The sequence below is a fragment of the Arthrobacter sp. Hb9-2 genome, assembly GCF_059091165.1.
This window is the reverse complement of the sequence record NZ_JBNHGJ010000066.1, coordinates 1-7087: the sequence shown is the minus strand read 5'-3', so window position 1 is coordinate 7087 and position 7087 is coordinate 1. Positions and strand designations below refer to the sequence as shown.

Sequence of the window (7087 nt, the reverse complement as noted above, 5' to 3'; positions counted from 1 at the left end):
GCGCGCAGCAACATCGTCAAGGCGCGGGAGGCCATGCAGCTTCCCGCGCCGGCAAGGGCGGCGGCTGCGGTTCCGGCCGGCGTCCAGTCACCGGTGCCGGGCGTCGCGCCGTGGGTGACGCCCAACGGCGAGTTCTACCGAATCGACACCGCCCTCAGCGTCCCGGAAATCAACGCGGACGAATGGGAGCTCCGGGTGCATGGGCTGGTGGAGGAGGAGGTCCGGCTCACGTTCCAGGACCTGCTCGACGCCGACCTCATCGAAAGTCATGTCACGCTCACCTGTGTCTCCAATCCCGTGGGCGGAAACCTCGCCGGCAACGCCAAATGGCTGGGCCTGCCCATCCGTGAGGTGTTGAAGCGGGCAAAGCCGATGGATGGTGCGGACATGGTGCTCTCCACCTCCATTGACGGCTTCAGCGCGTCCACGCCGCTCGAGGTCCTCCAGGACGACCGGGACGCCATCCTGGCCATCGGCATGAACGACGAGCCACTCCCCCTTGAGCACGGTTACCCGGTGCGCATGGTGGTGCCGGGCCTCTACGGATTCGTCTCGGCGACAAAATGGGTGGTGGACCTCGAAGTGACCAGGTTCGCCGACAGCAAGGCCTACTGGACTGAACGCGGATGGTCTGAGCGCGGGCCCATCAAGACGATGGCGCGGGTGGACGTTCCCAAGTCGTTCGCCAAAGTTGCCGCCGGGAAAGTGGCTGTGGGCGGCACCGCCTGGGCCCAGACCCGCGGCATTACCAAGGTGGAGATCCAGATCGACAACGCGGAGTGGGTGGAGGCGGATCTGTCCACCGAGGCGTCCCTGGTCACCTGGCGCCAGTGGTCCTTTGAATGGGACGCCACACCCGGGCCGCACTACATCAAAGTGCGCGCCACCGACGGCTCCGGCGAGGTGCAGACGGACCAGCGGGCCGATCCCGTTCCCGACGGCGCCTCCGGCTGGCAGTCGGTGATGGTGACCGTGGAGTAGCCGGGATTCCGGGATGCAGGCCCCTAGACTGGCAACATGCCGCATAATCCGCACGCCACCTTCACCGTGGACTCCGCCGTCGAACTGGCCGTGATCGAGCGCAGCGGCTTTGTTGAGTCCCGGCACATCGGCTCGGCCGTGCTGCTGGCGGCGGATGGGTCCGTCGTCACGGAGCTTGGCGATATCAACACACCAATCTTCGCCAGGTCCGCGCTAAAACCGTTCCAGGCCCTCGCCGCCATGCAATCCGGTGTCCCGCTGCGCGGAGCCCAGGTTGCCATCGCGTGCGGCAGCCATACCGGCTCGCTGGATCACATGGACGTAGTGGCCGGGATGCTCAAGGCAGCTGGGGTCCGCGAGGACCAGTTGCAGTGCCCCGAGGCGTGGCCGCAGGACGAGACGGCCCGGAACTGGCTGGTGCGCTCGGAAAAAGGCAAGTCGCGGCTGGCGTTCAACTGTTCCGGCAAGCATGCTGCCTTCCTCTGGGCCTGCACCGAGAACGGCTGGGACACCCACAGCTACCTGGAGCCCAACCATCCCCTGCAGCAGCGGGTCCGCACGGTCATCGAGGAGTACACAGGCGAAAAGATCGCCCACTTGGGAATCGACGGCTGCGGCGCACCCGTCGCCGCAGTTTCACTCCAAGGCCTGGCGCGCGGCTTTTCGCATCTGGCAAAGGCTCCGGGCGACCAGAGTTTCAGTGCCCGCGCCGCCACGATCGCAACCTCGATGCTGGATTATCCGTGGGCCGTCCAGGGCCGCGGCGAGGCCAACACGCTGGTGATGGACGAGCTGGAGATCATCGCGAAAGTCGGTGCCGAAGGCGTCCTCGCGATGGCCACCCCTCAGGGTGTCTCCGTGGCCATCAAGATCCTGGACGGCAACGTCAGGGCCACCTCGCTGGTGGCCCTGACGCTACTTGCCGCTGCCGGTGCGGTGGAAATCCCCGGTGTTGCCAGTGTCCTGGAAAAAGTGGTGGAGCCGGTGACGGGCGGCGGACGGCCGGTGGGGCAGATCCGTCTTGGCCCGGCAGTTTCCGCGCTCCTGGACTGAGTGCCGGCTCTCTTCACCGGAAGTCGCTGAGTTCAGACGTGCTGGTCCACGATCACCGGATTGCCGTCCGGATCAACCACGATGAAGCTCGCCGGCCCGGTGGTTCCTTCCTCTGCTTCCGCCAGGAACGGAATGCCCCGGCCCTGAAGTTCGCGCTGGAGCTCACGCACATCCGTGAAGGACTCGAGCGGCTGTGCGTCCTGGCCCCATCCGGGGTTGAAGGTCAAGGCGTTCTTCTCCAGCATTCCCTGGAAGAGGCCGACGACGGCCTGGCCGTTTTTCAGGATCAGCCAGTTTTGGGAGAGGTCGCCCGCGAACCGGCTGAAGCCGAGTTTTTCGTAGAACGCCGTTGAGGCCTCGATGTCCTTGACGTTGAGGCTGACGGAAAATGCGCCGAGCTGCACGGGTGGCTCCGTTCTGTTCTGACGATATTGCTCCCGATGCTACCCGCGCCCGGCCGCAATTCCGTCCCGCCGACCGTCCGCGGTACCCTGATTGCCTTTGCCACTGCATCCCAACGTTAAGGAAGCCGGACACATGCCAGTAGCCCGCCGTCGCATCGACGTTCAAGAAGGCGCCGCAGCGGTGGAGGCGTGGCGGAAAGCCGCGGAGCCGTCGTCGGACGCTCCCGTTCCGCGGGCCATCCTGGCCACTGCCGTACGGTACACGCTGGAGGAAGTCACTGCGCGGGCTCCGGGGAACTCGGTGGAGGTGCGGGTGCCGCCGTTCGGCGTTACCCAGTGCGTGGAAGGGCCGCGGCATACCCGCGGAACGCCGCCCAACGTCATTGAGTGCGACGCCGCCACCTGGCTGGGAATGGTGACAGGCCGGTTGAGCTGGGCGGAGGCAGTCGCTGCCGGCAAGGTGGCTGCCTCCGGCCTGCGCGCCGACCTCTCTGCGCTGCTGCCCTTTTAGCCTCCCGGGACACAACCCACTCCGAGCCGCGCTCCATGTCAATCCGGTTGATCTTCACCTGCCGCCAGCCTGCTTCAAAGACGGCGTCGTCCAGCATCAACCGCAGCCTTGTTTTTCGGCGGCGAGTCGACGCCGACGCGCAGCTGTTCAAGGGCCTCCCTGGCTTTGCGGACGCCATGGATCCCGTTGGCGCCTGCCACGAATTTGCGCAGTTCGGGCAGCGGAACCTTTGGGCGCTTTGGCTCCCCGAAAGTCCTCGAGTGTTCGCTGATAATCGCGTCGCCCGCAACGACAATGTCCTCCAACGGGAGGACCGACCCAAGGTCCGCCCAAGTCCGGGCCACCGAGGTCAGCCGCAGCCCGTCGATATTGATGAGATCGCCGTCGCGCACTTTGAGCCGGTGCCCGGCGATTCCCTTCCGCCGTGGGAGCGTTTCGCCGCCTCGACGGGAAAGATGGAGGAAGCGGACGATCTGCTCATGCTTCATTGAGCCACGCTCATCAACGCTCCGGGCTGTTATCCACAGCCAGACACCCGCTCCCCCGGAGTTGGGGGAGTAGGTGGAAAGCCGGGGATTTGAGGAGGTCAGCCGCGGCCGATGAAGGGCATGCCGGCTGCCGTCACCACCACTGACCCAACACTGGCCGTCGGAGGCATGCTGGCCATCATCAGGACCGCACGCGCAGCATCCTCAACGGGAAAGGTGGGTTCAACCCGGCGGCTGCCGTCCGCCTGGAGCGCGCCCTCGCCCACCCCGATGGTGTCCATGATCTCCGTGGCCGTGTTGCCGATGTCGATCTGTCCGCACGTGATCCCGAAGCCCCGCCCGTCCAACTCGATGCTTTTGGTGAGGCCCGTCATGGCGTGCTTGGTCACGGCGTAGGCCACCGTCCGGGGGCGGGGCGAGTGGGCGGAGATGGAGCCGTTATTGATGATCCGTCCGCCCTGGGGTTCCTGCGCCTTCATGGCCCGGACTGCGGCCCCTGCGCACAGCATGGAACCAGTGAGGTTCACCGCCACCGTGGCATCCCAGTCCTCCAACGAAATCTCATCCACGCTCGCCGCCGGTCCGAACACCCCGGCGTTGTTGAACAGCAGATCCACCCGCCCCCACCGCCGGCGGACGGCCTCGAAAAGATTCTCGACGTCGTCGGGCCGGGTGACGTCGCACGTGACCGGAAGCGCGTGCTCGTGTCCGCCTGCTGTCTCAACAAGTTGCGCTTCGCGCCGCCCGGCGAGGGCGACGCCGTAGCCATCGTCCAGGAGCAGGCGGGCCACTGCCCGGCCGATTCCGGAACCCGCTCCGGTAACCACTGCCACGCGCCCGGGTTGCTGGGGATAGTTCACTATTTTCTCCTGTACTGCCGAGACGCCGCCGCGCCTGAAGGGAGCGCCTAAAGGGACGCCGGCACGTCGGTGCTGTTGAGCGGCCAGCCTATGACGGTTTTCGGCCGCGGTGCAGCGTACGTCCGGACTTTGGAGGTGGACAGCCGCATCCGGACCAGGGATTCGGCGATCGCCACGGCTGACGCCACACCATCCACCACCGGCACTCCCGCGCGCTGCCGGATCTGCTCATCCAACCCGGCCATTCCGCCGCACCCGAGCACAATCACCTCAGCCTTGTCCTGGGTAACGGCAAGCATGGCCTGGTTGATGATCGCCTCCACCGCGCGCTCCGGTTCTTCCTCCAGTTCCAGGACGGCCATTCCGCTGGCCCGGACCGAGGCGCAGCGGGCGTCCAGGCCCGCCAGCTTGAGCCGGTCCTCGATGAGCGGGACGGTCCGGTCCAGGGTGGTGACCACCGAGTACTTGTGGCCCAGGAACATCGCGGTGCTGGCCGCTGCCTCAGTGATGTCCACCACCGGAACCTCCAACAGCTCCTGCAGCCCCTCCCGTCCGTGCTCGCCGTAACCGGCCTGGACGACGGCGTCGAACGGCTCCGGGTAGCGGGTCACCGCGTCCATCACGGCGATGGCTGCCAGGTAGCTTTCGAAGTTGCCTTCACAGGAGTCCGCACCGAAGCGCGGCGTTATCCCCACGATTTCCGTTCCGGGCGCTGCATTGTTGCGTGCCTGCGCCGCAATGGAGCGGGTCATGGACTCGGTGGTGTTGACGTTCGCAACGAGTATGCGCATTGGGGTTTCCTTACTCAGGGTGCTGGCTCAGTGGGTGCTGGCAACGGCGATGGCCTCGCCGTCGCGGTCTTCCAGCCGCTGCGACCGGTCCGCGATGGAGAAATACACCACCGCTGCGATGCCGGCGGCGAAGAACCACGCGAAGGGTGCTGCCGAGGCCAGTGCCGGTACGAACGCAATAAGGAGAGCGACGACGGCGGCCGGCACCATGGCTATGATCGCCCTCGGGTTGACGCCGTTCCGGTAGTAGTACGTTCCGGCCTCGGATGCGGTGTACAGCTCGGGGACGTTGACCTTACCGCGCCGGATCAGCCAGTAATCCGCCATCACCACGCCGAACAGGGGGCCGAGCAGGGCGCCGAGGCCGCCCAGGAAGTACACAATCACCAGCGGGTTGTTGTAGAGGTTCCACGGCAGGATGACGAGGCCGATGACCGCGCTGACGATGGCCGCCTTACGGAAGTTCAGCCGCTTGGGAAACAGGTTGGTCAGGGCGTAGACAGGAGCCACGAAGTTGGCCATGAGGTTGACCGCAATGGTCAGGATCAGCAGGGCGAGGCAAGCCAGCACAAGGAAGAGCGTGTTCGGGATCGTCTGGACGATGTCCGAGGGGCTTTCGATGATGGTGCCATTGATTTTGAACTGCCCGCCGGCCATGACCACAACGATGGCGCCGAAGACGAGCATGTTAATGGGGATGCCCCAGAAGTTTCCGCGGACCACGGCCTTCTTGGAGACGGCGGAGCGAGTGAAGTCGCAGAAGTTCAGGACGAACGTGCCGTAGATGGAGACCCACAGGGCACCGCCGGCGAAAATGGTAAGCCACATCTCGGGCCCTTCGAGGGCGTTGTCCGAGGACCAGGCGATGGCGCCGCCGGCTTCAATGAAGATCCAGACGGCGATGGCTGCCATGGTGGCCAGGATGACCGGGCCGGCGAAGGCCTCGTACTTGCGGATCATCTCCATGCCGAAGCTGACGATGACCAGCTGGACCACCCAAAGGATGACAAAGGCGATCCAGCCCAGGGTGGACAGCCCAAGAATTGAGTCTTTGTCCAGGGCACCGAGGCCAGGGAACATTGCCACAAGCATCACGCGGAAGACCACGGAGGCAAGGTAAGTCTGGATGCCGAACCAGGCCACGGCGACGGCTCCCCGGAGCAGGCTGGCAATCTGGGCCCCGCGGATGCCGAAGCTGATCCGGCTCATGACCGGAAACGGAACGCCCGTCTTGACGCCCATGAATCCGGAAAGGTTCAGGAGGCCGAAAAGCAGGGCCGCTCCGATGCCCAGGGCGAGAAGGATCTGCCAGCCGCCGAGCCCCAAAGCGAACAGCCCGATGGCGAAGGCATAGTTGCCGAGGCTGTGGACATCGTTGGCCCACAGGGTGAAGATGCTGTAGCCGGACCAGCTTCGGCCGGCACGCTTGGTGGGGGCGAGATCCACGTTATAAAGAGTGGGACTGATGGCCTGGCCGGATGCTGTGCTGGCTGACTCGCACAGGGCTTCGACGGTAAGGGAGGGGTGCGCGGGGGAAACTGACGGCGCTGTCAGGTCGGAAGCCGCGTCAACGCCCACCGGTGGAGGGGTCTGCATAGAGGTCTCAATTCTGGGAGGATCCGCGGTGGTGAGACCGGCTCTGGAAGCCGTTTCTGTTATTCCACTATGCGGAATCAAGATATTGAATAGTGAAATAAGAGTATGACCTGCATCACCCATGGTCAAGGGCGGGGTGCGGCCGGCCGTAGTCACAATCGGTTCACAGGACTCTTGGATGGCACGGAGGCGTTCGACACTGCCGCCAATGTTGACCCTCATGCCGCCGTATCGCTAATCTCGTATAGCAAGAATGTTTTCTCACAATACGAAAACATGAGCCATTCGACGATGAAATGAGGCTCCCGTGGCTGCAGGAGAAGATACCTCCCATATCCTCAGCGGGTTGACTAACCAGCTGCCTGATCGTGATCCGGAAGAGACCGCCGAGTGGGTTGAGTCC

General features: G+C 64.9%; 8 protein-coding genes. 3 read left to right on the top strand and 5 right to left on the bottom strand.

All coding sequences use genetic code 11. From position 1 onward, the window contains the following. Nucleotides 1-981: molybdopterin-dependent oxidoreductase (locus AC5RV1_RS20890; protein WP_493995889.1), on the top strand; the 981-nt coding region annotated here is incomplete at its 5' end. A 36-nt stretch (nucleotides 982-1017) separates the two neighbouring features. Continuing rightward, nucleotides 1018-2034, top strand: coding sequence for an asparaginase (locus tag AC5RV1_RS20885; RefSeq protein ID WP_493995888.1), 1017 nt, complete (start codon nucleotides 1018-1020; stop codon nucleotides 2032-2034). Nucleotides 2035-2066: 32 nt separating this feature from the next. Here AC5RV1_RS20885 and AC5RV1_RS20880 read toward each other — a convergent pair whose 3' ends face one another. After that, nucleotides 2067-2438 (bottom strand): VOC family protein, encoded by a 372-nt coding sequence (locus AC5RV1_RS20880; protein ID WP_493949090.1) that lies wholly within the window; start codon nucleotides 2436-2438, stop codon nucleotides 2067-2069. Nucleotides 2439-2571: 133 nt separating this feature from the next. On the opposite strand from AC5RV1_RS20880, the gene AC5RV1_RS20875 reads away from it, so the two are divergent. Further along, a complete protein-coding gene (locus AC5RV1_RS20875; protein WP_493949089.1) occupies nucleotides 2572-2949 on the top strand; it encodes a sterol carrier family protein in 378 nt (125 codons plus the stop codon). Between the two features lie 74 nt (nucleotides 2950-3023). Here the strand turns inward: AC5RV1_RS20875 and AC5RV1_RS20870 are convergent, their stop codons facing one another. The 4 genes from AC5RV1_RS20870 to AC5RV1_RS20855 all read right to left on the bottom strand — a co-directional run bounded on the left by AC5RV1_RS20870 (nucleotide 3024) and on the right by AC5RV1_RS20855 (nucleotide 6684). Then, entirely contained in the window at nucleotides 3024-3437 is a 414-nt protein-coding gene (locus AC5RV1_RS20870; RefSeq protein ID WP_493949088.1) for a hypothetical protein, read from the bottom strand. A gap of 98 nt (nucleotides 3438-3535) precedes the next feature. Further along, complete coding sequence (locus AC5RV1_RS20865) at nucleotides 3536-4297, bottom strand: SDR family oxidoreductase (protein ID WP_493949087.1); 762 nt, start codon at nucleotides 4295-4297, stop codon at nucleotides 3536-3538. Between the two features lie 47 nt (nucleotides 4298-4344). After that, a complete protein-coding gene (locus AC5RV1_RS20860) occupies nucleotides 4345-5088 on the bottom strand; it encodes an aspartate/glutamate racemase family protein (protein WP_493995887.1) in 744 nt (247 codons plus the stop codon). 27 nt (nucleotides 5089-5115) lie between these two features. Then, nucleotides 5116-6684 carry an NCS1 family nucleobase:cation symporter-1 gene (locus AC5RV1_RS20855; protein ID WP_493949085.1) on the bottom strand — a complete coding sequence of 523 codons (1569 nt, stop codon included), beginning with the start codon at nucleotides 6682-6684 and terminating at the stop codon, nucleotides 5116-5118. Nucleotides 6685-7087 lie beyond the last annotated feature (403 nt).

What these genes read in the sequence shown, in the direction of transcription:
- AC5RV1_RS20885 (WP_493995888.1), top strand. Translation starts at nt 1,018, where the DNA reads ATGCCGCATAATCCGCACGCCACCTTCACCGTGGACTCCGCCGTCGAA.
- AC5RV1_RS20875 (WP_493949089.1), top strand. Translation starts at nt 2,572, where the DNA reads ATGCCAGTAGCCCGCCGTCGCATCGACGTTCAAGAAGGCGCCGCAGCG.
- AC5RV1_RS20870 (WP_493949088.1), bottom strand. Translation starts at nt 3,437, where the DNA reads ATGAAGCATGAGCAGATCGTCCGCTTCCTCCATCTTTCCCGTCGAGGC.
- AC5RV1_RS20860 (WP_493995887.1), bottom strand. Translation starts at nt 5,088, where the DNA reads ATGCGCATACTCGTTGCGAACGTCAACACCACCGAGTCCATGACCCGC.
- AC5RV1_RS20855 (WP_493949085.1), bottom strand. Translation starts at nt 6,684, where the DNA reads ATGCAGACCCCTCCACCGGTGGGCGTTGACGCGGCTTCCGACCTGACA.